The following is a 23834-nucleotide window of genomic DNA, read 5'->3' as shown; positions in this document are numbered from 1 at the left end:
GAGCACTTAATGTGCTCTTCGTGCGAGCCAGGACTGTAGAGCAGCAAACATAACCAAGGCCAACCGGGCAACCGGACGAGCTAGTTTACTTCGCAACGCCGGGGATGCCGTGGGATGTTTTGGCGGTTTTGGCTCCGTTTACGATGGCGGTTTCCAGGGCCCTTACGGCGAGCATGCCCAGCAGGTCTAGGGGAACGGCGGCGCTTGCCTGGCTGCCCAGCTTGCCGCTGGCAAGGGTGTAGATGGTGTCACCGTCGTTGGTGGTGTGTGTGGGGCGGATGGCGTGTGCATAGGCGTCTGCGGCCATCTGGGAGACCTTGGTGGCCTGGGCCTTAGTGAGCTCCACGTTGGTGACGATGCAGCTGATGGTGGTGTTGGTGCGGTCGAGTGGCATTTTCATAGAGCCGGCGGCGGCAAGGGCGGCGAGCTCCATGTCGACGATCTGGTCGCTATCGGCTGCGGCGCGCATGCCGGCCACCCACTCGCCGGTGGTTGGGTCGACCACGTTGCCACAGGCGTTGACCGAGACCACGGCGCCCACCTTGACGGTGCCGAGTGCCACGGCAGCAGCTCCAAGGCCAGCCTTCATGCAGGTGGCGGGCCCCATGAGCTTGCCTACGGTGGCGCCGGTGCCGGCACCTACATTGCCCTGCTCGAGTGTGGTGGGGGTATGGTCGAGCGCCTCGCGCACGGCGGCGATACCGGCCTCAATGTCGGGACGCACGGTGGGATCGCCAAAGGCGAGGTCGAAGATGCAGCTGGAACACACGATGGGCACCTGCGTGGGGCCGACGGGCAGGCCGATGCCGCGGCTCTCGAGTTCGCGGGCCACGCCGCTTGCCGCTTCGAGACCAAAGGCCGAACCGCCCGAAAGGCAGACGGCGTGGACCTTATCGACGGTGTTCTCGGGACGCAGCAGATCGGTCTCGCGCGAAGCGGGAGCGCCACCACGTACGTCAACGCCGCCGGTGGCACCCTCGGGCGCCACGATTACGGTGCAGCCGGTGCCGGCCTCCCCGTCTGTATAGTTGCCAAAGCAAAAGCCATCGATATCGCAAACGTCAATGGCTTCGAGCAGGGTGTCCATGTTTTCTCCTATCGGTTTTCCGCCGGGCCTTATGCTCGGTCGGGATCCGTACGGTACGGCAAAAGTGTAGGCGCCGGGGGATACCCAGCGCCAGATGCAATTACGAGAGTTTTTGAATCGCACGTGCGACGCGAGCGATGGGTAAGCCCACCACGTTGTAGAAGTCGCCCGAAATGTCATGCACGAGCATGCGGCCGCCTGTGCCCTGGATACCGTAGGCTCCGGCCTTGTCCATGGGTTCGCCGGAGGCAACATAGTGCCCGATCTGCTCCTCGGTAAGCTCATAGAACGTCACGTCGGTCACATCGACAAACGACAGACTTTCGGCGGCATGCGGAGCTGCAGCGTCGCCGGCTTTAACGATGCAGACGCCGGTTGCCACCTGGTGCGTGCGGCCCGAAAGCTCGCGGAGCATGGTGCGTGCCTCGTTCTCGTCTGCCGGCTTGCCCAAAATTTGCCCGTCAAAGGTGACAATGGTATCGGCTGCGACAGTCAGTTCGTTGGGTTTGGCGTGCTCGGAGGCAACGGCAGCGGCTTTGGCGCGTGCCAAGCGTTCGACAAGCGTAAGCGGAGCTTCGCCATCAAAAGGTGTTTCGTCGATATCTGCGGGAATTACGCGAACGTCATAGCCCGCCTCGCGCATCAGCTCTATGCGGCGCGGCGATTGCGAAGCCAAAATCATAGCTGGATGCCCTCGGCAACCTTCTCGACGGCCTTGTCGCCGGCGAGTGTGCGCAGCAGCTCCAAGGCAAAGGGAAGTGACTGTGCCATGCCGCTGGCAGTGATGATGTTGCCGTCTTGCGTGACCTTCTCGCCGGTATAAGCACCCTCGGGGAAGCTCTTCTCAAAGCCGGGGAAGCACGTGGCTCGGTGTCCCTCGAGCAGACCAAGCTCGCCCAGGATAAACGGGGCGGCGCAGATGGCGGCAACGTGCTTGGTTGCGGCGAACTCGCAGACTACATCGCAGACACGCTGGTCGGCGCGCAAGTTGGTGGCTCCGGGCAGGCCGCCGGGCAGCACGATGCAGTCGTACTCCTCAAAGTTGATCTCATCAAAGAGCGCATCGCAGGTCACGGGAATCTGCAGCGAGCTCACGACCTCGCGTGTGGGCATGATCGAGACGAGCGTGGCGCGCACGCCGCCGCGACGCATGACGTCGACCATGGTCAGGCATTCAATAGTTTCAAAGCCATCGGCGGCGAGAACGGCAACGCTGGGCATGAGAGTTCCTTTCGTAAGGCGGCATACAATTAGCCGTCTTATACCCCGAAGACCTATGCTTGCCACGCTCGATTTCCCAATGTTTAAAAAGGGACGGGGATTAAATAATCATTCGGAACAAATTTATTTTTATCCCCGTCCCAGAAAAATCATCGGGTGTGGTCTTGGGCAAACAGTCTAGTTGCGCTTGAGATGGGCGACGGTTTCGCAGTGGAAGGTTTGCGGGAACAGGTCGACCGGCGTGATCTTGACGGGGGAGAAGGTTCCTTCCTCGACAAAGCGCTTAAGATCGCGTGCCAAAGTCGCCGGATCACAGCTCACGTAGGCCACGTCGCGGGCGCTCGTGCTGGCGATGAGGTCGATTGCCTCGGGTGCCAGACCTGCACGCGGCGGGTCGACTACCAGGACATCGGCATCCTGGTCGGGGAACTCGCGCACGGCATCGCCGCCGATGACATCGACGTTATCGAGCTTGTTGATCTCGAGGTTGCGGCGCAGGTCGCGCACGGCCGGGCCGTAGGCCTCGACGGCGGCAACAAAATCACAGCGGCGGGCGAGCGGCAGGGTAAAGGTGCCGGCGCCGCAGTACAGGTCCATGGCAAGCTCGTCTTCTTGCGGGTCGAGCGCCTCCATGACAAGCTCGATCAAAATCTCGGCGCCCTTGGTGTTGACCTGGAAAAACGATGGGGCCGAAAGGCGCATCTGGCCGTCGGCGATGTTCTCGGTCCAGGAGCCCTCGCCGGCGAGCATCTCCACCTTGGAGACGCGGCGGGCCTTCTTCTCGCCCTTGCTCATGACGCGCACTACGCTCGTGGGGCGAGCGGCGTCTGCCAACACGCGCGAGACCTGCGAGCGCGGGAAGGAGCCCGTGGGCGTCCAAAGTGCGACCTCGAGCGCCTTGGTGCGACGCGAAGCGCGAATGCCCACGCGCTCCAGACCCAGATCGTGACTGCCGCTCAGATAGTTGAGCGCGCCGACGACCGATTTGAGCGCCTTGGGAAAACGCTTATCGAACAGCGGGCACGAATCTACGGTGACGATCTTGCTGGGATCGACGCCGTGCATGCCAAGGCGAACGCGGCCGTTAACGAGGGTGGGCTCCAGCTCAATCTTGTTGCGGTAGCCCCAGTCGTCCTTGGTGTGGCGGATGGGCTGGACAAGATCGTTGACCTGCTCGGGGGCGAACTTGCCAATGCGCTCGAGCGTGGAGCGCAGGTTTTGCTCTTTGGCGGCAAGCTGCGCGGTGCGCGAGAGATTGCCCCACGAACAACCGCCGCAGACGCCCACGAAGGGGCAGGGGGGCTGAATGCGATCGGGGCCCGGCTCCAGAATCTCGGTCGTGCGGGCGCGCATAAACGACTTGCCGTCCTGCACGATCTCGGCCTCGACGGTGTCGCCTGCCACGGCGCCCTGCACAAAGACGGCCTTGCCGTTGTCGGCGTGCGCCAGTCCGTCGGCGCCGTAGGTCATCGATTCTATGGTGAGCTTCATGTTCCTGCCTGTCATTCGCGGTATTGTTCGCAACCATGGTAGCAGTGAAAAGCGCCCCGTATTTGGGGTATTCCTCAAATACGGGGCGCTTCTACAAACGTCTATTTCGTCTTGCCGGTAATGAGCGTCTTAAGGCCTAGGCCGATCAGGCCCAGTCCCATGCGCACGCGACCGGGGCGATGGCGCTCGATGGTCTTGGTCTTGCCAGCGGGCTTCTCGCGGCGGGCGCCCTTCTCGGACGCGGGGTTGGCCGTCTGCGGTTGGGGCCGAGGAGCAGGCTCGGACTCAGGCTCTATGACGGTTGCCTGAACCTTCTGGACCTCGGGTGCGGCCGGCTGCGGTTCGAGCTCAGGCTTGGATGCGAGCGTAGGTTCTGCCTTGGCGACGGCCTCGGCGTTGCGATAGGCACGCTCCAGCAGAGCTTCCTGCGAGTTGAAGGGCTTCTCGCCGTCTTTGCGCTCCACGGGAATCCAGGTGCCGTCACTCGTCAGACTGCGTGCCTTCACGTTGTCGCGCAGCTGCATGCCCATGTACTCGTGCACCTGGGCGCGGCAGGTGGGGTCGAGCACGGGGAAGGCGATCTCCACGCGGTGCTCGGTGTTGCGCGTCATCATGTCTGCCGAGCTCAGGTAGATCATATCCGAGTCCACGCCAAAGGCATAGACGCGCGCATGCTCCAAAAAGCGTCCGACGATGGAGCGCACGTGCACGTTCTCGGTCTTGCCCGGAACACCGGGCTTGAGGCACGAGATACCGCGGATGATCATGTCCACGCGCACACCGGCACACGATGCCTCGGCGATCTTGTCGATGACCTCGCGGTCGGTAAGCGAGTTGAGCTTAAAGAACACGCGGGCGGGCTCGCCGACAAGGGCACGCTGAATCTCGCGGTCCAGGCCGCGCATGATGAGCGGCTTGAGGCCCACGGGCGCCACGCCCAGGAAGCGGTAGTCGCCGCGCAGGTTGCCCAGCGACAGGTTGCGGAAGAACAGGTTGGCGTCCTCGCCGATGCCGGGATGCGCGGTCATGAGCATAAAGTCGCTGTAGAGCTTGGCCGTCTTCTCGTTAAAGTTGCCGGTACCCAAAAGCGTCAGACGGGTAAGCGCCATGCCCTCGCGATAGGTGAGCTGGCAGATCTTGGAATGGCATTTAAAGCCCTCGGAGCCGTAGATAACGGTGCAGCCGGCCTCTTCCAGCCGCTCGGCCCATTCGATGTTGTTTTGCTCGTCAAAGCGGGCGCGGAGCTCCATGAGCACTGTAACCTCTTTGCCGTTTTCGGCAGCATCGATGAGCGACTCGCACAGGCGGCTTTGTTTGGCCACGCGGTAGAGCGTGATGCGAAGCGAGATGCACTCGGGGTCGTAGGCTGCTTCGTGCACCAGGTCCAAGAACGGATTCATGGTCTCGTAAGGGTAAAAGAGCAGCTTGTCGTGCTGCAGCACCTGATCGCGGATGGAGCGGGTCATATCGATGGTGGGGTTGGGCTGCGGCCTAAACGGCGTAAAGAGCAACTCGTTGCGTAAATGCTCGGGTATTTTGCCCTCGATGCCAAAGACGTAGCCCAGGTTGAGCGGGATATCGCAGGTAAAAACCGAGCGGCGCGAAAGCTCGAGCGCTTTGCGGATGGTCTTGAGCGTTGGCTTTTCGAGCGAGCCCGATACGGCGAGCACCACCGGCTGCAGGCGCAGGCGCTTCTTGAGGATGCGCTTCATGTGCTGGCGGTAATCCTCTTCCTCCTCGACGCCTTCGCCGTCCGGATCGATGTCGGCGTTGCGGGTGACGCGGATGAGCGCGCGGTCGAGCGGCTTATAGGAGCCGAAGCAGCTGTCCAGGCAGGCGAGGATGACGTCCTCGAGCAGAATGTAGGAGTAGGTGCCGGTGGGCGAGGGGATTTCGACCACGCGGTTCATCGAGGTGGGAATCTCGATAAGGCCCAGCAGGCTCTCCTCGTCGGTGATGCCGTCCAGGCCACAAGCCAGATAGAGCGCGCCGTTGCGCAGGTTGGGGAAGGGATGGCGCGGATCGATGACCAGCGGCGAGATGACCGGTGATACGTAGGCCTGGAAGTAGCGGGTTACAAAGGTATGTTCCTCGGGCGTAAGCGAATCGATGCGGGCGCGGTGAACGCCCAAAGCGTCGAGCTTGTCCTCGATGCTCTTAAAGATCGACTCCCAGCGGGTAAGGAGCCCGGGCAGCTCTGCCATGACAGCATCGACCTGTTCGGAGGCGGTCATATTGCTCTTGTTGTCGACGGGCTGTTTTTTGAGCTCTGCCAGATCGGACAAGCCGCCCACGCGCACCATGAGAAACTCGTCGAGATTTGACTCGAAGATCGAGACGAACTTAAGGCGCTCGAACAGTGGCACAGACTCATCGAAGGCTTCGTCGAGTACGCGGTTATCAAAGCGCAGCCAGCTAAGCTCTCGATTTTGCGTATACGAGAAATCGCGCGGTTTCTTGCGCAGCTTGGCGGCGTTCTGCTTCTTTTCGATTTTGCTCGGCATATGCATCTGTCCGTTCAGTCCCCAAAGGGACGGTAGCCTAACACTGTTTGCTATTGTCTCAATTTAGTCGACCTATGGCACATACGTATCGCGCGAACGGTATCTTTACCTACTTATTACGCTGACGATCCGAAGCACTAACGTCCGGTGCTTTGAACAAGCGATCTATATCCTCACTCAACTGGTGAGAATGTATGAATAAGAATGATAGCAAGCTGAATATAATCGAATTTAGGTCGAATCGAGGACAAGCGTCATTTATATGCAGAAAACCGTTTTCGCTATGCAATTTTGAATCATGGATAACTTTGAGTGTTCAATCTTGATTTCCTAGAAAAATAACGTTTACCTAGGAAAATCTGCTTTATGAAACTGAAGTGCATCATGGGAAATCATATGCGATATACCGTTCATCGTAGTTTGTTGACCGTTCGGGGGCGAGGTGGAATTGCGGGTGGAAATTGGATATAACTAGAGCTGTCAGCAAGCAGCGCTCCATACGGAGGGGCGCTGATACATTTGGCCAGTAAGGCCCGAAAGAAAGGTAGGAGGCCATGACGAAAGGTCTGCACGTGCCTTCCGAGATCGGCAAGCTCAGGAAGGTCTGCCTGCACCGTCCCGGCGACGAGCTCCTCAACCTGCCGCCCGACGAGCTCGAGCGGCTCCTGTTCGACGACGTCCCGTTCCTGGAGGTCGCGCAGCAGGAGCACGACACCTTCGCCCAGATCCTGAGGGACCAGGGCGTCGAGGTGCTCTACCTCGAGAACCTCGTCGCCGAGGTGTTCGACCAGGTCCCCGGCGCCCGCGCCGAGTTCACCGACCAGTACATCGCCGAGGCCGGCATCCGCGGGAAGCACATGCCGCAGATCGTCCGCGAGAAGCTGGACTCCATCGAGGACAACCTCGAGTTCGTCAAGAAGACCATGGCCGGCATGACCAAGGCCGAGATCGAGATGCCCCTCACGGCCTCCACGACCCTCGACTCCCTGGTCAACTCCGAGTCCGAGTCCGACCTGATCATCGACCCGATGCCCAACCTCTACTTCACCCGCGACCCGTTCGCGGTCGTCGGCGAGGGCGTCAACCTCAACCGCATGTACTCGGTCACCCGCAACCGCGAGACCCTGTACGGCAAGTACGTCTTCAAGTACCACCCCGACTACAAGGACGTCTCCCTGTACTTCCGCCGCGACTGCCAGTTCCACACCGAGGGCGGCGACGTGCTGAACATCAACGAGAAGACCCTCGCCGTCGGCATCTCCCAGCGCACCCAGGCCGCCGCTATCGACGTCATGGCCCAGAACATCTTCTGGAACTCCGACTCCAAGGTCGAGCGCATCCTGGCCTTCGACATCCCGGTCTCGCGCGCCTTCATGCACCTCGACACGGTCTTCACCCAGATCGACGTCGATAAGTTCACGATCCACCCCGCCATCATGGGCACCCTGCGCGTCTACGAGCTGACCGCCGGCAAGAACCCGGGCGACGTGAACATCCGCCTGATCGAGGACACCCTCGAGCACGTCCTGGAGGACGCCACCGGCGTCGACCAGGTCAAGCTGATCCCCTGCGGCGGCGGCGACCCGATCGCGGCCTCCCGCGAGCAGTGGAACGACGGCTCCAACACCCTGTGCGTCGAGCCCGGCAAGATCTGCGTCTACGCCCGCAACACCGTCACCAACGACGTGCTGTACAAGGAGGGCCTGGACCTTCTCGTCGTGCCCTCCGCCGAGCTCTCCCGCGGCCGTGGCGGCCCGCGCTGCATGAGCATGCCCTTCTGGCGCGAGGACCTCTAAGGTTTTCAAAGATCCGTACGGGTCTTAATACAAACATCTAGCTGCCATTAGATGTCTTCCAATGGGGCGGTGCGGGTTTTCGCACCGCCCCATTCTTGTTTAATGAAGCTTAATTAACATCAGATAAGGCGGCCCATATGACCAGGGGCAGTCACGTTGATACCCCCCCAACGGTGTCGGCTTCTTTGCCTTTTGGGCATCATCTCGATTCCCATGACCTTCGCCGGCATCATCCCCGTGTTCTAGCGATTGGAGCCTAACCATGGATATCAAGACGATCGGCGTTGAGGAGTGGCTTAACGTTTGGGAGAAGAGCGCTACGTGGGATATCGCCCAGTCGACGATCTCCTCGCTTACCATGGGCGAGCTGCGCGCGCTCGACGAGCAGGACGGCGCCACATTCTACGAGCGCCTGGACCGCGAGAAGATGAACTACGGCTGGATCGAGGGTTCACCGGAGTTTAAGGCTGAGGTCGCCAAGCTCTATCGTCGCGAGGTCAATCCCGATCACATTTTGCAGACCAATGGCTGCACGGGTGCCAACCTCAACGCCATCATGGCCGTGGTCGAGCCCGGCGATCATGTCATCGCCGAGTGGCCTACCTATGCGCCGCTCTACGAGATCCCGCGTACACTGGGCGCCGAGGTCGAGTATTGGGAGCTTCGCGAGGAGCTCGGCTGGAAGCCCGATATCGAGGAGCTCAAGCGCCTGGTGCGTCCCAACACGAAACTCATCTGCATCAACAACGCATCGAACCCCATCGGTACGGTGCTTGATGCCGATACGCTCGGTCAGATTGCCGAGATCGCCCGTTCGGTGGGCGCCTACGTGCTGTGTGACGAGGTATATCTGCCGCTCGAGAACACCGAGTCCTTTATGTCGATGGCCGACGTGTATGAGAAGGCCATTGTCACCAACTCGGTGTCTAAGACCTATTCGACGCCTGCAGCCCGCGTGGGTTGGGTCGTGGCCGACGAAGAGGTGTCCAATCGCATCCGCACCTATCGCGATTACACCATGATCTGCGGCGGCGTGTTCAACGATGCCCTGGCGACCTATGTGCTTGAGCACAAGGACAAGATTCTCGAGCGCAACCGCAAGATCGTGTCTGGCAATCGCGATATCGTGCAGGCTTGGATCGATACGCAACATCGCGTTTCCTGGACGGCCCCGCAGGGCGTGTCTACCTCGTTTATCCGGCTTGATATTCCCGAGGACGACGAGGAGTTCTGCAAGCGCCTGTTGTCCGAGAGGGGAGTGCTGCTGGTGCCCGGCAGCCGTTTTGAGCTTCCCTGCGGCGCACGCCTGGGCTACTGCGCGAGCGAAAATGTTCTTCGCGAGGGCTTGAGGCTTCTGGGCGAGGCACTGGCCGAGTTCGATTGCTAATCCCTTGAGGCCCGCGAAGGCCTAAACCTTACTTGGCCCTAGGTGTACCGAATGCAGACCCGCCCCTTTTGGGGGCGGGTCTGTTTGTCTTTGCCGCCGGAAAAGTCAAGTTGTTACAAATGGAGACGCAAGATCGATCGGGTATTCGACGGGCCTTATACTAAGCTTCCGGTGAACGGTATCCAACGTCTGGTAAACGGTAATCTGTTTGCAAAAAATGAATAGGAAGAACTTTCTTTTGAATAAAACTCAAAATGGTTGAGATGCAGCAAGAATTGCGAATTCTATTCATATCGTTGCGCGAAATATGCAAACTGAGGGTGGTTTAACAAAGTTTAGTTTCATTTGATTTTTGGATTGAAAACGCGTTTAAGCACGTAAATACACTTTATTAAGATGAAGTGTGCCATGCGTGAAGTATATGTGTATGCCGTTCACCCCCTATAAAAAACCGTTCGGGGGCAAGGTGGAAGTATGGGTTGATTTTGGATATAAATATGTCGTCAGCAATAACGCCTCACACGGAGGGGCGCTAACGAATCGGCCCTGACAAGGGCCCGAAAGAAAGGTAGGAGGCCATGACGAAAGGTCTGCACGTGCCTTCCGAGATCGGCAAGCTCAGGAAGGTCTGCCTGCACCGTCCCGGCGACGAGCTCCTCAACCTGCCGCCCGACGAGCTCGAGCGGCTCCTGTTCGACGACGTCCCGTTCCTGGAGGTCGCGCAGCAGGAGCACGACACCTTCGCCCAGATCCTGAGGGACCAGGGCGTCGAGGTGCTCTACCTCGAGAACCTCGTCGCCGAGGTGTTCGACCAGGTCCCCGGCGCCCGCGCCGAGTTCACCGACCAGTACATCGCCGAGGCCGGCATCCGCGGGAAGCACATGCCGCAGATCGTCCGCGAGAAGCTGGACTCCATCGAGGACAACCTCGAGTTCGTCAAGAAGACCATGGCCGGCATGACCAAGGCCGAGATCGAGATGCCCCTCACGGCCTCCACGACCCTCGACTCCCTGGTCAACTCCGAGTCCGAGTCCGACCTGATCATCGACCCGATGCCCAACCTCTACTTCACCCGCGACCCGTTCGCGGTCGTCGGCGAGGGCGTCAACCTCAACCGCATGTACTCGGTCACCCGCAACCGCGAGACCCTGTACGGCAAGTACGTCTTCAAGTACCACCCCGACTACAAGGACGTCTCCCTGTACTTCCGCCGCGACTGCCAGTTCCACACCGAGGGCGGCGACGTGCTGAACATCAACGAGAAGACCCTCGCCGTCGGCATCTCCCAGCGCACCCAGGCCGCCGCTATCGACGTCATGGCCCAGAACATCTTCTGGAACTCCGACTCCAAGGTCGAGCGCATCCTGGCCTTCGACATCCCGGTCTCGCGCGCCTTCATGCACCTCGACACGGTCTTCACCCAGATCGACGTCGATAAGTTCACGATCCACCCCGCCATCATGGGCACCCTGCGCGTCTACGAGCTGACCGCCGGCAAGAACCCGGGCGACGTGAACATCCGCCTGATCGAGGACACCCTCGAGCACGTCCTGGAGGACGCCACCGGCGTCGACCAGGTCAAGCTGATCCCCTGCGGCGGCGGCGACCCGATCGCGGCCTCCCGCGAGCAGTGGAACGACGGCTCCAACACCCTGTGCGTCGAGCCCGGCAAGATCTGCGTCTACGCCCGCAACACCGTCACCAACGACGTGCTGTACAAGGAGGGCCTGGACCTTCTCGTCGTGCCCTCCGCCGAGCTCTCCCGCGGCCGTGGCGGCCCGCGCTGCATGAGCATGCCCTTCTGGCGCGAGGACCTCTAAGTCTTTCCGTTTCCGGTGCGGTCCCCCTACAACCGCACCGGTTTCGCCCGTCAAACGGGCAACACGAATACTTGCGTAATTCATTTTTCGAAAGGAAACGAACCATGGGTGTTAACCTCTCCGGCCGTAGCTTCCTCAAGCTCCTCGACCTCACCACCGAGGAGATCGAGTACCTGCTCAAGCTCTCCAAGAACTTCAAGGACATGAAGCGCGCTGGCGTTCCGCACCGCTATCTCGAGGGCAAGAACATCGTTCTGCTCTTCCAGAAGACCTCCACTCGTACCCGCTGCGCCTTCGAGGTCGGCGGCATGGATCTGGGCATGGGCGTCACCTACCTCGATCCGGGTTCGTCGCAGATGGGCAAGAAGGAGTCCATCGAGGACACCGCCCGCGTTCTCGGCCGCATGTATGACGGCATCGAGTTCCGTGGCTTTGCCCAGGACGACGTCGAGGAGCTCGCCGCTAAGTCCGGCGTGCCCGTGTGGAACGGCCTGACCACTGAGTGGCATCCCACCCAGATGCTCGCCGACATCCTGACCGTCCAGGAGAACTTCAACTACGACATCAAGGGCAAGACCCTCGTCTTCATGGGCGACTGCAAGAACAACGTTGCTCGCTCCCTCATGGTTGTCTGCTCCAAGCTCGGCATGAATTTCGTGGCCTGTGGCCCCGAGGAGTGCATGCCCGCTGACGACGTCATCGAGGCCTGCAAGCCCATCGCCGAGGCTAACGGCTGCACCATCAAGCTGACCACCGACGTCAAGGACGGCGTCACCGGTGCCGACGTTATCTACACCGACGTGTGGGTCTCCATGGGCGAGCCTGACGAGGTCTGGGCCGAGCGTATCGCTCAGCTCACCCCGTATCGTGTCACCTCCGAGGTCATGGCTATGGCCAACCCGGGTGCCATCTTCCTGCACTGCCTGCCCAGCTTCCACGACACCAACACCACCATTGGCGCCGAGAAGTGCGAGCAGTTCGGCATTACCGAGCAGGAGGTCACCGACGAGGTCTTCGAGAGCCCCGCTTCCAAGGTTTTCGACGAGGCCGAGAACCGCATGCACACCATCAAGGCTGTCATGTACGCAACGCTCAAGTAAGAGCCTTTAAGCACTTCGCTCGGGGTGTATCGCTGCACACCCCGAGCGGTTTGTCTGGTAAATATCTTGCGTCGGGCGGTGGGCACGGCACGGAAGATCCGCTTCGCGCGAGAAAGTTAAATGATTTATGAAGGGGGGATGAGAACCATGACTGAGACCGCTAAGAAAAAGCGCGGTATGCCTTCATCGTTCACCATTCTTCTAGCTCTGCTGGCAATTGTTGCAGTGATTACCGTTATCGTCTCCGGCACGTCCGGCGGCGCTGTTACTGCAGCCCGCCTGAGCGATTTCTGCACCGCCCCGATCCTGGGCTTCGCTGACGCTCTGCCCGTCTGCCTCTTCGTTATGATCCTCGGCGGCTTCCTCGGTATGATGACCGAGACCGGCGCCCTGGACAACGGCATTGCCGTTCTGGTGCAGAAGCTTAAGGGCAACGAGATCATGCTCGTTCCTGTCCTTATGCTCATCTTCTCCCTCGGTGGTACCACCTATGGTATGTGCGAGGAGACCGTTCCCTTCTACGCCCTGCTCGCCGCTACCATGATGGCTGCCGGCTTCGACCCCATGGTCGGCGCTGCTACCGTCCTGCTCGGCGCTGGCTGCGGCTGCCTGGGCTCCACGGTTAACCCGTTCGCCGTCGGCGCTGCCGTCGACGCTCTGACCGGCGTTGGCATTGAGGTCAACCAGTCCATCATCATCGGCCTCGGTGCCGTCCTGTGGATTGTTACCACGGCCATTTCCATCTTCTTCGTCATGGGCTATGCCAAGAAGGTCAAGGCTGACAAGGGTTCCACCATCCTGTCGATGCAGGAGCTCAAGGACGCCGAAGAGGCTCACGGCAAGGCTGCTTCCGAGGTTAACAAGGAGGTCAAGCTCACCGGTCGTCAGAAGGGTGTTCTGATCGCCTTCGCCTTCACCTTCGTCGTCATGATCGTCGGCTTCATTCCGCTGGCCGACCTCAACGAGGGCGTCGCCAACTTCTTTGACGCTGGCGCTGTCTACGATGCCGACGGTAACACCGTCGTCCAGGGCTGGTCTGCCCTGATCACCGGCCTGCCCATTGGCCAGTGGTACTTCGACGAGGCTTCCACCTGGTTCTTCCTCATGGCTATCCTGATCGGTATCATCGGTGGCCTGTCCGAGAAGCAGATCGTTAACACCTTCATCACCGGCGCTGCCGACATGATGTCCGTTGTTCTCGTCATCGCCCTCGCCCGTGGCATCTCCGTCCTCATGGCCAACACCGGTCTCGACGTCTACGTCCTCGACGCTGCCGCCAGTGCCCTGGCTGGTCTGTCCGGCGTGATCTTCGCTCCCATGAGCTTCCTGGTCTACTTCGGCCTGTCCTTCCTGATCCCCTCGACCTCTGGTATGGCTACCGTCTCCATGCCCATCATGGGACCGCTGGCTGTTAAGCTCGGCTTCTCGCCCGAGGTCATGGTCATGATCTTCTCCGCCGCCATCGGTGTCGTGAACCTGTTCACCCCGACCTCCGGTGCCATCATGGGCGGTCTCGCCCTGGCCAAGATCGAGTGGACGACCTGGCTCAAGTTTGCCCTTAAGCTCATCGTCGTTCTCTCCGTCGTCTGCGCCATCATCCTGACCGTCGCCTGCGTGTTGATCTAAGTACCCAACGGGTGCCCCACGGAAACCTTGACGATCCTGTAGAGGATCACTTGGTCATCGTCTGTCCGGTGGGGTCAACCCACCGGTAGACTCCTACCTTTAGCCCCCTCCCGTTCCGTGCGCGGGAGGGGGCGCTCTTATGTTGCGCGGTTCTACGAACCGCGCAACCAGTTGACGCTGCGCGCCGCCCAGAACGACAATTTGCCATTCAAAAGGCAAGGCATGACCAAAAGGTCTATGCCTTGCCTTTTTCATGCCAACTCGTACGTTCTGGACGGCGCTCGCTGACTTATGCTCAACCTGCGATGTTGCCATTGCTGGTGCAGGGGAAGTGCGTTTGGGGCAGCTAATTTGGGACGGGGCTTTTTTGACTACCCCCACATAAAGGGTAGTCAAAAAAGCCCCGTCCCAAATTAGCTGCCCCGGCCTCGTCGGTGGGGGAGGGTCTGCTCCGCTATAATCGCCTAGGACATTAAATGGAAACGGGACGGGAGCCATACATGCGCCAGGGTTTCGACAACGCGAAGTATATCGAGCTGCAGGCTGCTCACATTAAGGAGCGCATCTCGCAGTTTGGCGGCAAGCTGTATTTGGAGTTTGGCGGCAAGCTGTTCGATGACTATCATGCGAGCCGCGTGCTGCCGGGTTTTGAACCGGACAGCAAGTTCCGCATGCTCAAGAGCATTGCCGACGACGTCGAGGTCATCATCGCAATCAATGCGAACCATATCGAGAAGAACAAAGCCCGTGGCGACTTGGGCATTACCTATGACGAGGACGTCCTGCGTCTGGTCGATCTGTTCCGCGGGAACGGATTTGCCGTTGCCGCCGTGGTTATCACGCAGTATGCCGGTCAGCCCGCTGCCGACGTCTTCCGCAATCGTCTAAACGCGCTCGGCATTCCCGCCAAGCTGCACTATCCCATCGAGGGCTATCCGCACGATGTCGACCTGATCGTTTCTGATGAAGGCTACGGCAAGAACGAGTTTGTCGAGACCACGCGTCCGCTCGTTGTCGTGACGGCGCCCGGCCCTGGCTCGGGTAAGCTCGCCACCTGCCTGTCGCAGCTGTATCACGAGCACAAGCATGGCACCGCTGCCGGCTATGCCAAGTTTGAGACCTTCCCGGTCTGGAATCTCCCCCTTACGCATCCGGTGAACATTGCCTATGAGGCTGCCACGGCAGACCTCGATGACGCCAACATCATCGACTCGTTCCACCTTGAGGCATATAACAAGACCACGGTCAACTACAACCGAGACGTTGAGGCGTTCCCGGTTGTTCGCGCCCTGATGGAAAAGATCTTGGGCGAGAGCCCCTATCAGAGCCCCACGGACATGGGCGTCAATATGGTCGGTTTTGCCATTACCGATGACGATGCATGCCGAGATGCCTCCAAGATGGAGATCGTGCGCCGCTATTTTGCCGCGGTTGAAAGCGTGCGCCGTACTGGCGTGGGCGATGAGCAGGTCGACCGTCTCAAACTCATTATGAAAAAAGCCGGCATCGACAAGAACTATTCGCCGGCACGCTCGGCTGCTCTCACCAGGGAGCAACTGACGGGCGGTCCCGTGGGCGCCATGGTGATGCCGGACGGTTCGGTAGTGACCGGAAAGACCTCAACGCGTCTGGGCGCCGCGAGCTCGCTCATCATGAACGCGCTTAAGCATGTTTCGGGCGTCGATCTTGAGCTCGAGGTCATCAGCGATGAGGCGATTGAGCCTATCAGCAAGCTCAAGACGCATTTCCTTGGCAGCAAAAACCCGCGTCTCCACACCGACGAGACGCTCATGGCGCTCTCTATCACCTCGGCCACGAGCGAGACGGCTACTCGTGTTCTTTCGGGTCTTGAGCAGCTGCGCGGCTGCGACGCCTTCTTTAGCGTGATTATCTCGCCTACGGACGAGACGGTGCTGCGCAAGCTGGGCATTAACGTGTGCTGCGAGCCCAAGTTTGAGCGCCGCGGTTTCTTCCATCGCTAAGATTGAGATGAGACGCCGCATCGGAGTGCGCACCCGATGCGGCGCTTAGGGGTTTTTAGGGCTATATTTGCCGAAATTTAGGCCGTTTACCTGCCCAAAAGCGATTTGCGCGGTATACAATTACCTCAGTGGATACATCCTTTGCGGGGCTACCCATGATGGATGTTACCGGCCATCGAGGGATGCGCCGGTCATGCGCGGTGCTTTTGATGCTCGTGCTCGGTTTGAGGAGGCTGCCATGGCGGGCAAGGGTCGTGCGAGTGTCAACGATATGAAGCGTGTCGAGGTGCTGGTGCTGATGGAGATCGCTCGGCAATCTAAGGGAAACGGTGCGCCGTACGGTTTCTCGCGCAAGACACTCTCCGAGTGCGTAGGGGTTTCGCCGTATCGTGCCCGCGCTGCAATCGACCGTTTGGATTCTGATGGCCTTATCGAGGTCGTTTCTCGTTATAACGATGATGGCGGCCAGCTTGCAAATGGCATATGCCTGACCGGGCGAGGCGAGTGGTACCTTAAGGGTGTTCGTGCCGGCATGCTTGTTCAAGATATGTTGAAGGATGAGACTGCCGATCGGTAACAACACGGCAGTTTCGACGAGCCTGCACCGCCCAAAGCTACTTGGGCGGTGTTTTGTTTCGAGATGGAGAAATGCGGGCATGCGGGTGAAAAATAGCGAGCGGCTTGCTTTTCGAGTATTACAATGAAGACCCGTAAGATGTGAATGGAAAACTTCTACGGGAAGCGCAGGTAATTCAATATGACCAAGCATGTGTTTGTAACCGGCGGCGTAGTTTCGTCTTTGGGTAAGGGCATCACCGCGGCCTCGTTGGGCCGTCTGCTCAAGTCACGAGGCTACAAGGTGACGATGCAGAAGGCCGACCCGTATCTGAACGTCGACCCCGGCACCATGAGCCCGTTTCAGCATGGTGAGGTCTTCGTGACCGAGGATGGCTACGAGTCCGACCTGGACCTGGGCCATTATGAGCGCTTTATTGACGAGAATCTTACCCGTGATTCCAACTTTACGACCGGCGCTATCTACAAGAGCCTGATTGCCCGCGAGCGTCGCGGTGACTTTTTAGGCGGCACCGTTCAGGTGATTCCGCACGTCACCAACGCCATTAAGGATAAGTTCCGCCGCATCGAGGAGCAGACCGGTTCCGACGTGGTCATCACCGAGCTGGGCGGCACGATTGGCGATATCGAGTCGCAGCCGTTCGTGGAGGCCATCCGCCAGTACCGTAAAGAGGCCGGCCCCGAAAACGTCTGCTACATCCACGTGTCGCTCGTCCCCTATATCGCCGCCGCGCACGAGGTCAAGACCAAGCCCACGCAGCATTCGGTCAAGGAGCTTCGCAGCTTTGGCATTCAGCCCGACATCATTGTGCTGCGTTCTGATCACCATATCGACGATGCCATCCGTGGCAAGATCGCAAGCTTCTGCGACGTCGATACCGACTGCGTCTTTACCAACGAAGATTGCGCGAGTATTTACGATGTGCCGCAGCTGCTCGCCGAGCAGGACTTTGACCTGCGCATCTGCGAGCGACTGGGCTTGGACCCGCGCGAGCGCGACATGAGCGAGTGGAACGAGTTCCTGCGCAAACAGAATCATGCCAACCACCATGCCGACAAGGTCAAGATCGCCGTTGTGGGCAAGTATACCCAGCTCCCCGATGCCTACCTGTCGGTTATCGAGGCCCTGCATCATGCAGGCGTTTTCTATGATCGTCATGTGGACGTGCAGCTGGTCGACGGCGAGAGCCTCGACGAGCAGAACGTCTCCGAGGTGCTGGGCGACGCATCGGGCATTTTGGTGCCCGGCGGCTTTGGCAAGCGTGCCCTGGAGGGCAAGATTCTTGCTGCCGAGTTTGCTCGCGAGCATAAGATTCCGTATCTGGGCATTTGTCTGGGCATGCAGGTCGCCGTGTGCGAGTTTGCCCGCAACGTGGTCGGCCTTGCCGGCGCTAGCTCCTCCGAGTTCGATCCGGACGGTCCGTTTAGCGTAATTGACCTGATGAGCTCGCAGGAGGACGTGACCGAGAAGGGCGGCACCATGCGCCTGGGCGCCTATCCGTGCAAGCTCACTGCCGATACCCTTGCGCGCGAGGCCTATGGCGAGGAGCTTGTCTATGAGCGCCACCGTCATCGCTTTGAGTTCAACAATGCCTTCCGCGACCAGCTCGAGGACGCGGGTTTGGTTATCTCGGGTCTTTCGCCTGACGAGCGTCTGGTCGAGATGGTCGAGCTGCCGCGTGACGTGCATCCGTGGTATGTGGCCACCCAGGCCCACCCCGAGTTTAAGAGCCGTCCGACCAAGCCGCAGCCTCTGTTCCGCGAGTTCGTGCGCGCCTCGATTGGCCAGCACGAGGGTGTCGATCGCCTGCAGGTGACGCCCATGAACCTCGCGACGGACTAAGGGTGTCAGCGAACGAAAGACATACCGAAGATACTCCCTCGTTGCTCGATACGGTGACGGGGGAGTATCTTGATTACCTTGCGGTCGAGCGAGGCTTGGCGCGCAATACGATCGCGGCATATCGTCGTGACTTGACGACTTACTGTTCCTACCTGGAGCGGGCCGGTGTTGAGTCCTTTGAAGGCGTGAACCGTCAGATAATAGAGGGTTTTGTCGGTGATCGGCGCGACGGGGGCTACTCCGATGCCTCGGTGGAGCGTGCAGTTGCGGCCGTGAAAGGTTTGCATGCCTTTTTGGTTCGCGATGGAATCGTCGCCCAAAACCCGACGGCTGCACTGCGCCTGCCCAAAAAGGCGGAGCGCCTTCCGGAGTGTCTCTCGGTAGGGGATGTCTCGGCGCTCCTCGACCAAGATTTCCCGGAAGGGGAGATGGGTTTGCGGGACCATGCCATTTTGGAAGTGCTCTATGGATGTGGCCTGCGCGTGAGCGAGTTGGTGGGGCTCGATGTGGGCGACGTTCATTTTGACGACGGCTTTGTGCTGGTGCGCGGCAAGGGCTCGAAGGAGCGGCTTGCCCCACTCGTGGGAAGTGCCGCACGGGCTATGGCTCAATATATTGCTGATGGGCGTCGGCGCCTGGCCGCTCATGCCCGCGGGTCAAAGACGCCGGCAGTCTTTTTAAATAAGAACGGTGGTCGCCTGTCGCGTCAGAGTGTTCACGTCATATGCGAGCGATACGGGCGTCAGGTGGGACTGGTGGGGCTTCATCCTCATACCTTGCGTCACTCCTTTGCGACCCATATGCTTGCGGGCGGTGCCGACCTGCGCGTGCTACAGGAGATTTTGGGACATGCCGACATTTCGACCACACAGGTCTACACGCATGTCGACCGCACGCAGCTGACCGAGGTCTACCTGGCGGCTCATCCGTTGGCGCATCGCTAGCGACTCTTTGACCTGCATATTTACAACTAATGGGGGACGGACCCCGGGTTGTCGTGACGCGGTTTTGTGCGCGTATCGGCAATCTGGGGTCCGCCCCATCTTTTGTCTTGCGCCGATGCGCCGGTGGGTCACGCGTGACGTTGGTGGGGAAGTTTGGGGGGCGATGTGAACGGCGCGTAAAGGGACACAAAATTCGCCTCAAGGTCAACTTGAAGGTTGAGGTTGAAAGCCGGGCTGCTACAGATGGCATCCCGGCTTTGCTGTAAACACAACATGTTGTGTTTTCGAACATATGAACGAGGGTGTTTTACAGCATATAGAGGGTGGAGTAGTGGGGTGTTGTGGGGGAAGGTGTGGGGAAAGATGTTGAAAAATGGGGCAGTTCCCCATATTATTAATGACGTCGACAGGCGGGGTGGTTCCCCGCGTACGTGCCATCTGAGTAACCGAGGGGAGGGCGCACATGGGAATGACGGGTGCATACGAGCGCAATCTCGATGCAAAAGGTCGTCTGTCTCTGCCTGCACCCCTTCGCGAGGAGCTTGGAGAGCATGTTCGCGTGTTCAAAGCCCTGGATGTCGATGCTCTGTACGTGTTCTCTGCCGAGGCCTTCGATAAGTGGGTCGAAGGACTCTTCGCGGGTCGTGAGGGCCACGAGGGTTTTAACCCGCGTGACATCAACGACCAGAAACTCATGAGGGCGATCAACAAGCGCACCACCTCGATGGATGTGGACAGCGCCGGTCGTATCGGTCTTTCTGAGTCTCTCCGCAAGCAGGCGAACCTCGACCGCGAGGTCACGGTTGTGGGCAACTACGACCACCTCGAGGTTTGGGACCGTGCTACGGCCGATGAGGACGATGACGATGAGGCTCTGCTGGACCTCTTCTTCTCGTAAGGGCAAGGCATGAGTAACGGATGGAGCGTGGGATCTTGACACAAGAATATCGGCATGAACCTGTCATGCTAGGCGAAGTGCTTGAGTCGCTGCAGCTAAAGAGCGGATCTGTCGTCTGCGATTGCACCCTTGGCGGTGCCGGTCATTCGGTAAAGATGGCCGCGCAGGTGGGGGAGACGGGTCTTTTGCTTGGCGTCGATCAGGACGACATGGCCCTCGAGGCCGCTGGTGCCCGTCTGGACCGCGAGGTCCCCGGCGTCCCGCATCAGTTGTTGAAGGGCAACTTTGGCGACTTGGACGAGCTGCTTTGCTCGGCCGAGGTGCCCGGGGTCGATGGCTTCCTGTTTGACTTGGGCGTTTCGTCACCGCAACTCGATATCCCTGGCAGGGGCTTTTCGTATAACGAAGATGCCCCATTGGACATGCGGATGGATCCGGGTAACAACACCCTAAACGCAGCTGAGGTCATCAACACCTATAACGAACACGACCTCGCCCGGATTCTACGCGTCTATGGTGAAGAGAAGTTCGCCTCGCAGATTGCACGCGAGATCGTGCGTCGACGCGAGTCCGAACCGATTGAAACCACCGGTCAGTTTGTCGAGATCATCAAGGCTGGCATTCCGGCTGCCGCTCGTCGGCATGGCGGACACCCGGCCAAGAAAAGTTTCCAGGCCATTCGCATCGAGGTCAATCATGAACTCGATGTGCTCGAGAGAGGACTTGACGCCGCCACCAGGTGGCTCAACCCGGGCGGACGCATCTGCGTCATCTCGTATCACTCGCTCGAGGACCGTATCGTAAAGAACCACTTTAAGGAGATGAGCCAGGGGTGCACGTGTCCGCCGGAGATTCCGGTGTGCGTGTGCGGCAACGTGCCGATACTCAAGGTCATCACCCGCAAACCCTTGGTTGCCCAACCCGATGAGGTTGCGCGCAACCCTCGGGCGAGATCAGCCAAAATCCGCGTGGCGGAGCGCTTGTAGCGTTACGCGCGCGATATTGGACCTCCCGCTCGCACCATAAACGAAGCTTAAACACACTACCAACGTACTCGGGATGGGAGGCGGCATATCATGGGCTACAACACCTCAAACGCAGCACTCGCCTATGATATGAACGCCATGCCCGCCTACCGCGAGGCACCGCAGGCGCCCGCTGCTCCCCGTGAGCAGCGCACACCGCGCTTTGATGTCTACACGGGCGCGGGCCGTCAGGCAAACCAGGCGGTAAGCCCGGTTTTCATGAGCGTTCTTAAAACGTTTTGCATCATTGCGGCTATCTTCATGACGATTGGCGTCGCCCGCGTGGCGCTTGCAAGCGTTACGGCCCAGGTGCTCAACAGCAACGCCGAGCTTACCAACACGCTCGAGAAGGCGACCGATGAGAGCTCTGACCTTGAGGTCATGCACTCTGTTTATGGTGCCGATACGCGCATTCGCGATCTTGCGGGCGCTTATGGCATGGTGGAGCCCAGCGAGAGCGTTACACTTGATTTTTCGCAGGATGCAGCCGCGGGCGCTAGCTCGGTTGCGGCTGTCCAGTAATAAGACGGTAGCTGAGTATGACAAATGATTATCGCCGCGGTCCAGACGGGAGTCGCGGGCAGGGACGTCCCTCTTCGCAGGGACGTTCTGGTTATCAAGGATCGGGTCGGTCATCTTACAACTTGGGGTCGAATCGTGGCAACGACCCAACGTCGCGCCTTCGCGGCTCGGATGACCCTCAAGTACGCAATAGCAGATCGAATAGACGATCTTCGACCGAATGGCTTACGGGGACGCCATTGCCTCGCCGTAATGTCGTCATGGGTTGTATCGGTTTGGGCCTGGCTGCGGGCGCCATCCGCCTTACCGACTACCAGATCGTAAATGCCGATGAGTTGCGCGGGCGCGCCGATGCTCGACGCCTGCTTGCGGAGACGCTTTACGCCAAACGCGGCACGATCTACGACCGAAACGGCAACGTGCTGACGTCGTCGGTCGAGTGCAGCAATGTCGCCGTGAATCCACAGCTGATCGAGGATGTCGACAAAACGGTATCGGCCTTGGTTAAGGCGACTGGAATCGATAAGAAGACTTGCCGCAAGCTGGTTCAGTCCGATGGCACCTGGGTGTATATCAAGCGCCAGGTGGACGAGGACGATGCCGCGGCATTGAAGAAGAAAAATCTGCCCGGCGTGCTCTTTGAGCAGGCGATGAAGCGGGTGTATCCATACGGCAATCTGGCTTCGCAGGTTCTAGGCGTGGTGAACGTTGACAACGTGGGCCTAACGGGACTTGAAAAGCAATATGACAAATTGCTGACCGGAACAAACGGCACGCTGGTACGAGAGCGTGCGAGGGACGATAGCTATATTGCGGGTGGCGCCTATAAAAAGGTTGCCGCCATCGATGGCGTTGACATCGTGACGACGCTGGATGTCAATATCCAGCGTGCAGCAGAGGACGCTCTGGCGGAGGCGGTTGAGAAGACCAAAGCCAAGAACGGTTCGGCTTTGGTGACAGACCCTACTACCGGCGAGATTCTGGCCGCCTGTTCGTATCCGACCTACGACCCGACCAATTTGGAGAACGCCAAGACCGAGGATATGAACTTGCGCTTGGTCACCGATGCGTATGAACCCGGTTCGGTCTTTAAGACGCTCGTTGCAGGTGCGGGTTTCGACTTGGGCGTCGTGCGCTCGAGTACGTCGTTTGAGGTGCCGGCGAGCATTAAGGTCGGCGACGATACCGTCACCGATGCCGATAAGCGTGACTACGCCATGACCATGGATGTGCGCGAGATGATGCGCCGCTCATCCAATGTTGGCTTTGTATTGGTCGGGCATAAGATCGGCGCGGACGATTTTGCCGCGTACGTGGACAAATGGGGCGTTGGACACAGTTCGGGCATCGATTTTCCCGGCGAGAGCCTTGGCATTGTCAAGGAGCGTGACCAGTATGACGGCGCCACGTTGGGCTCGATGAGTTTTGGCCAAGCGCTGTCTGTCTCGCCGATCGAGATTGCGCGCGCCGTGGGCGGCATTGCCAACGACGGCGTGATGATGACGCCGCACTTTTATAAATCCAGCAAAGGCGAGGAGAAGGACTGGGGCGAGGGCGAGCAGGCAATTTCTGAGGACGCCGCCGCCCAGGTGATATCGTGCATGCAGACGGTCGTTTCCGAGGGCACGGGTGTCGGGGGCGCCGTCGACGGTTACGACGTGGCGGGTAAGACCGGTACGGCCGAGCGCGCCGATGAAAAAGGCGGCTACCTCAAAGCGAGCTATATGTCGTCCTTTATGGGGTTTGCCCCGGCGCAAGCACCCAAGGTTTTGTGCTATATCACGCTCGACGGAACGCCGAGCGGTTCGGATGCTGCTGCCGTGCCGTTCCAGGTCATTATGGCTAACGCGCTCGATGTGTTGGGTATCCCACGCACCAAGTAGGGGGTTACAATCCTGAAACTCTCTGTTAGACCAGCATTGACGTAGCCGCTCCCTGCCGTTGCCAATAGTCCCAGAAGGGCTGGGGACGATCGATCATCTGGCGCCTCGTATGCTCGTAGAAGCCGCAGG

The 23834-nt window shown here is 59.5% G+C and carries 18 protein-coding genes; 13 read left to right on the top strand and 5 right to left on the bottom strand.

Annotation, left to right across the window (positions count from 1 at the left end; all coding sequences use genetic code 11):
- Positions 1-85: 85 nt before the first annotated feature.
- The 5 genes from ACTQXI_RS02820 to ppk1 form a co-directional block, all read right to left on the bottom strand.
- On the bottom strand, positions 86-1087 hold the full coding sequence (locus ACTQXI_RS02820) for a P1 family peptidase (protein WP_427794874.1): 1002 nt from the start codon (positions 1085-1087) through the stop codon (positions 86-88).
- 100 nt (positions 1088-1187) lie between these two features.
- On the bottom strand, positions 1188-1769 hold the full coding sequence (locus ACTQXI_RS02815) for a Maf family protein (RefSeq protein WP_441048608.1): 582 nt from the start codon (positions 1767-1769) through the stop codon (positions 1188-1190).
- A complete protein-coding gene (locus ACTQXI_RS02810) occupies positions 1766-2308 on the bottom strand; it encodes a DJ-1 family glyoxalase III (RefSeq protein ID WP_441048609.1) in 543 nt (180 codons plus the stop codon). The genes ACTQXI_RS02815 and ACTQXI_RS02810 overlap by 4 nt, the downstream gene beginning before the upstream one ends.
- A 177-nt stretch (positions 2309-2485) precedes the next feature.
- The gene (gene rlmD / locus ACTQXI_RS02805) at positions 2486-3814 is read right to left on the bottom strand and encodes a 23S rRNA (uracil(1939)-C(5))-methyltransferase RlmD (RefSeq protein WP_427748199.1); all 1329 of its coding nucleotides are present in this window, start codon (positions 3812-3814) and stop codon (positions 2486-2488) included.
- Positions 3815-3900: 86 nt separating this feature from the next.
- Entirely contained in the window at positions 3901-6309 is a 2409-nt protein-coding gene (gene ppk1 / locus ACTQXI_RS02800; protein WP_441048610.1) for a polyphosphate kinase 1, read from the bottom strand.
- A 548-nt stretch (positions 6310-6857) separates the two neighbouring features.
- On the opposite strand from ppk1, the gene arcA (ACTQXI_RS02795) reads away from it, so the two are divergent.
- The 13 genes from arcA (ACTQXI_RS02795) to ACTQXI_RS02735 all read left to right on the top strand — a co-directional run bounded on the left by arcA (ACTQXI_RS02795) (position 6858) and on the right by ACTQXI_RS02735 (position 23705).
- Positions 6858-8099, top strand: coding sequence for an arginine deiminase (arcA, locus tag ACTQXI_RS02795; protein WP_427719159.1), 1242 nt, complete (start codon positions 6858-6860; stop codon positions 8097-8099).
- Positions 8100-8361: 262 nt separating this feature from the next.
- Positions 8362-9486 (top strand): aminotransferase, encoded by a 1125-nt coding sequence (locus tag ACTQXI_RS02790; protein ID WP_441048611.1) that lies wholly within the window; start codon positions 8362-8364, stop codon positions 9484-9486.
- A gap of 578 nt (positions 9487-10064) precedes the next feature.
- Complete coding sequence (arcA, locus tag ACTQXI_RS02785; protein ID WP_427719159.1) at positions 10065-11306, top strand: arginine deiminase; 1242 nt, start codon at positions 10065-10067, stop codon at positions 11304-11306.
- A gap of 104 nt (positions 11307-11410) precedes the next feature.
- Positions 11411-12406 (top strand): ornithine carbamoyltransferase, encoded by a 996-nt coding sequence (gene argF / locus ACTQXI_RS02780; RefSeq protein WP_006234279.1) that lies wholly within the window; start codon positions 11411-11413, stop codon positions 12404-12406.
- A 138-nt stretch (positions 12407-12544) separates the two neighbouring features.
- Positions 12545-14032, top strand: a complete 1488-nt coding sequence (locus ACTQXI_RS02775) for a YfcC family protein (protein WP_370450555.1) — start codon at positions 12545-12547, stop codon at positions 14030-14032.
- Positions 14033-14532: 500 nt separating this feature from the next.
- Complete coding sequence (locus tag ACTQXI_RS02770; RefSeq protein ID WP_154515227.1) at positions 14533-16014, top strand: DUF1846 domain-containing protein; 1482 nt, start codon at positions 14533-14535, stop codon at positions 16012-16014.
- A gap of 193 nt (positions 16015-16207) precedes the next feature.
- Positions 16208-16591 carry a hypothetical protein gene (locus ACTQXI_RS02765; RefSeq protein WP_441048612.1) on the top strand — a complete coding sequence of 128 codons (384 nt, stop codon included), beginning with the start codon at positions 16208-16210 and terminating at the stop codon, positions 16589-16591.
- A 180-nt stretch (positions 16592-16771) separates the two neighbouring features.
- Positions 16772-18433 carry a CTP synthase gene (locus ACTQXI_RS02760; RefSeq protein ID WP_441048613.1) on the top strand — a complete coding sequence of 554 codons (1662 nt, stop codon included), beginning with the start codon at positions 16772-16774 and terminating at the stop codon, positions 18431-18433.
- Positions 18434-18435: 2 nt separating this feature from the next.
- Entirely contained in the window at positions 18436-19377 is a 942-nt protein-coding gene (gene xerD, locus ACTQXI_RS02755; RefSeq protein ID WP_427747788.1) for a site-specific tyrosine recombinase XerD, read from the top strand.
- Positions 19378-19840: 463 nt separating this feature from the next.
- On the top strand, positions 19841-20275 hold the full coding sequence (locus ACTQXI_RS02750) for a division/cell wall cluster transcriptional repressor MraZ (protein ID WP_035137949.1): 435 nt from the start codon (positions 19841-19843) through the stop codon (positions 20273-20275).
- Between the two features lie 20 nt (positions 20276-20295).
- Positions 20296-21261 carry a 16S rRNA (cytosine(1402)-N(4))-methyltransferase RsmH gene (gene rsmH, locus ACTQXI_RS02745; RefSeq protein ID WP_154515233.1) on the top strand — a complete coding sequence of 322 codons (966 nt, stop codon included), beginning with the start codon at positions 20296-20298 and terminating at the stop codon, positions 21259-21261.
- A gap of 90 nt (positions 21262-21351) precedes the next feature.
- Complete coding sequence (locus ACTQXI_RS02740) at positions 21352-21822, top strand: hypothetical protein (protein ID WP_427747787.1); 471 nt, start codon at positions 21352-21354, stop codon at positions 21820-21822.
- Positions 21823-22082: 260 nt separating this feature from the next.
- Positions 22083-23705, top strand: coding sequence for a peptidoglycan D,D-transpeptidase FtsI family protein (locus ACTQXI_RS02735; RefSeq protein WP_441548286.1), 1623 nt, complete (start codon positions 22083-22085; stop codon positions 23703-23705).
- Positions 23706-23834 lie beyond the last annotated feature (129 nt).

Origin of the sequence: Collinsella sp. LCP19S3_C9 (genome assembly GCF_052121575.1) — a bacterium.
Taxonomy (GTDB): domain Bacteria; phylum Actinomycetota; class Coriobacteriia; order Coriobacteriales; family Coriobacteriaceae; genus Collinsella.
This window is presented reverse-complemented; position numbering and strand designations above follow the sequence as displayed.